We start from the raw sequence: 1443 nt of genomic DNA, 5'->3' as shown, positions 1-1443 counted from the left end.
AAATCCGGGGTACTCTATGCTGAGAACTGATAGCAAGCTGTACTTGTACAGTGAAGTGGCTGATACCATGCTTCCAGGAAAAGTCTCTAAGCTCCAGTTACACAGGAATCGTACCCGAAACCGACACAGGTGGTCAGGTCGAGTAGACCAAAGCGCTTGAGAGAACTCTGCTGAAGGAACTAGGCAAAATGGTACCGTAACTTCGGGAGAAGGTACGCTGCTGACGGTGATGGGACTTGCTCCCTGAGCTATTGGCAGCCACAGAAACCAGGCCGCTGCAACTGTTTATTAAAAACATAGCACTCTGCAAACACGAAAGTGGACGTATAGGGTGTGATGCCTGCCCGGTGCTGGAAGGTTAATTGATGGGGTTAGCGTAAGCGAAGCTCTTGATCGAAGCCCCAGTAAACGGCGGCCGTAACTATAACGGTCCTAAGGTAGCGAAATTCCTTGTCGGGTAAGTTCCGACCTGCACGAATGGCATAATGATGGCGGCGCTGTCTCCAGCAGAGGCTCAGTGAAATCGAAATCGCTGTGAAGATGCAGTGTACCCGCGGCTAGACGGAAAGACCCCGTGAACCTTTACTGCAGCTTGACATTGAACTTTGACCTTACTTGTGTAGGATAGGTGGGAGGCTTTGAAGTTGGAACGCCAGTTCCAATGGAGCCGTCCTTGAAATACCACCCTGGTAATGTTGAGGTTCTAACTCTGTCCCGTTATCCGGGACGAGGACCATGTCTGGTGGGTAGTTTGACTGGGGCGGTCTCCTCCTAAAGAGTAACGGAGGAGTACGAAGGTGCGCTCAGCGTGGTCGGAAATCACGCGTAGAGTATAAAGGCAAAAGCGCGCTTAACTGCGAGACCCACAAGTCGAGCAGGTACGAAAGTAGGTCTTAGTGATCCGGTGGTTCTGTATGGAAGGGCCATCGCTCAACGGATAAAAGGTACTCTGGGGATAACAGGCTGATACCGCCCAAGAGTTCATATCGACGGCGGTGTTTGGCACCTCGATGTCGGCTCATCTCATCCTGGGGCTGAAGCAGGTCCCAAGGGTATGGCTGTTCGCCATTTAAAGAGGTACGCGAGCTGGGTTTAGAACGTCGTGAGACAGTTCGGTCCCTATCTACCGTGGGCGCTGGAAATTTGAGAGGATCTGCTCCTAGTACGAGAGGACCAGAGTGGACGAACCTCTGGTGTACCGGTTGTGACGCCAGTCGCATCGCCGGGTAGCTATGTTCGGAAGGGATAACCGCTGAAAGCATCTAAGCGGGAAGCCTACCTCAAGATAAGATTTCCCTAGGACTTTATGTCCTCTAAAGAGCCGTTGAAGACTACGACGTTGATAGGTTGGATGTGGAAGCATAGTGATATGTGAAGCTGACCAATACTAATTGCTCGTGAGGCTTGACTATACAACACCCAAGCAGTTGTATATAAAGCTTA

At 51.1% G+C, this 1443-nt stretch carries 1 rRNA gene; it reads left to right on the top strand.

The features are described from left to right. Nucleotides 1-1412, top strand: a 23S ribosomal RNA gene (locus tag ACWQ4X_RS19625); the annotation flags it as partial. Nucleotides 1413-1443: the final 31 nt, after the last annotated feature.

Source organism: Acinetobacter sp. NigerLNRRAM0016 (genome assembly GCF_054112845.1).
This window is presented reverse-complemented; position numbering and strand designations above follow the sequence as displayed.